Source organism: Roseovarius sp. D22-M7, from assembly GCF_037083785.1.
Classification (GTDB): domain Bacteria; phylum Pseudomonadota; class Alphaproteobacteria; order Rhodobacterales; family Rhodobacteraceae; genus Roseovarius.
In genome coordinates this window covers 1-1446 of record NZ_JBAPKY010000162.1, presented here as the reverse complement: position 1 = coordinate 1446, position 1446 = coordinate 1, and the positions used below count along the sequence as shown (strand labels likewise).

The following is a 1446-nucleotide window of genomic DNA, read 5'->3' as shown; positions in this document are numbered from 1 at the left end:
TGGGACGGGATCCTGAACGGGTTTGACAGCCGGCTGACCAATGGCGGTGTCGAAGCCATCAACGGCCTGATCCAGGCGGCCAAGGCCCGCGCCCGCGGCTATCGCACGACACGGAACTTCATCAACATGGCCTACCTCGTCGCCGGCCGGCTCACGCACCTCCCCGCATCACCCTACGACACAACATCTCGTGTGGTAGTTACCTGAACCGCAACCCGCCAACCCACACAATTCGCGAAGTAGCCTTATTTCTGAAGTATCGATCCATAGTTCAGCAATAAGGACGCTGACTGAAGATATGGTTTGGACGGTTTACGACTCATCGGGTGCCAAGCTATCGGAGATAAGGTCACCGGACACGCCTCGTTTCTTGCGCGACGGTACAGCCTTGGGTTTCTGGACTGACGAGGCAGGTGCCGGGAAGACCCTTCAGGTTCAAGATTTGGCGGGCAATATGCTCCAGCCTGAATTCGAGGATTACGTGCCCTTCGACCAGCGCCTCTTTGATCCTCCCGGATCGGACATGTCGTTCGGATCGCCCCTGGCATCCGCACGCATCTGGCGAGCAGACGATCATGTCCGCGGTCGCGAACTCTATGATCTTGTCTGGGAGGCTCTACCAAATGAACTCAAAGACGAAGTCTCCGAGCAGAGGGTCGCTCGTCCAGAATGATCAATAAGTAGAAAGAACACGACTTCACGAAACCAAAAATTGGGAGTGCTTGATGTTTAGGCTATTCTGCGGAAATTTGATGCTCTGTATTATGTCAACAAGTGCACATGCTGAGTGGGTTTTTAGGTCACCGGAAGCCAGTGACGACAATGGAAGCGCTTTTGTGCAAAATGCACAGGGTCACCGGTTGGACGTCGGATGTGGCAACGGCGGAACTATCGCCATTTCCCTCACCCCGGACACGCGTCCAGCCGATTTGAAATTTGTTGACGACGGCGCGGTCATCTATTTCCAGGTCGATGGCGGCCAACCCTTACAGATGCCGGCGACCTGCGGCACTCCCGGATGCTATCAGGATTTCATGTTGGGTGGCGAACCATGGCCTGTTAGTCAAATGATCGCGATCACTTCAGCATTGCGTGCCGGATCGAGCGTCGATGTCTTGCTTGGAGGCAAAATAATGTCGCGCTTCGATCTATCAGGCTCGTCCGCGGCTCTAGGAGAATTAGCGTCTAGAACGCAATGCGAAGGTCTTTGATAGATTTCTAGATCACACTCCCGGCCCGAGAAGATCGACGCTTTCGAACGCGGTAATGTCGTGGGCTGAACTGATGTTATCCCGCGAACAAATCGTCCTCGAGGTACTGCAGTAGGCACACCTTCCGTTCCGCCCCTTCTGCTGTCAATGTGCATTCAAAACTGACCCGGTGTGATCATCCAAAAATGACCCACCCCGGAGGTGGCAAAGCCCACAGGCGAGCGGCCACCAAATA

At 54.8% G+C, this 1446-nt stretch carries 3 protein-coding genes; all 3 read left to right on the top strand.

Annotated elements, in window-relative coordinates; all coding sequences use genetic code 11:
- Nucleotides 1–207, top strand: a 207-nt coding sequence (locus V8324_RS21845) for a transposase (RefSeq protein ID WP_336421989.1), incomplete at its 5' end; no start/stop codon positions are given.
- A 91-nt stretch (nt 208–298) separates the two neighbouring features.
- On the top strand, nt 299–673 hold the full coding sequence (locus V8324_RS21840) for a hypothetical protein (protein ID WP_336421988.1): 375 nt from the start codon (nt 299–301) through the stop codon (nt 671–673).
- Nucleotides 674–836: 163 nt separating this feature from the next.
- Nucleotides 837–1211: a hypothetical protein gene (locus V8324_RS21835; protein WP_336421987.1), complete on the top strand. Its 375-nt coding sequence runs from the start codon at nt 837–839 to the stop codon at nt 1209–1211.
- Nucleotides 1212–1446 lie beyond the last annotated feature (235 nt).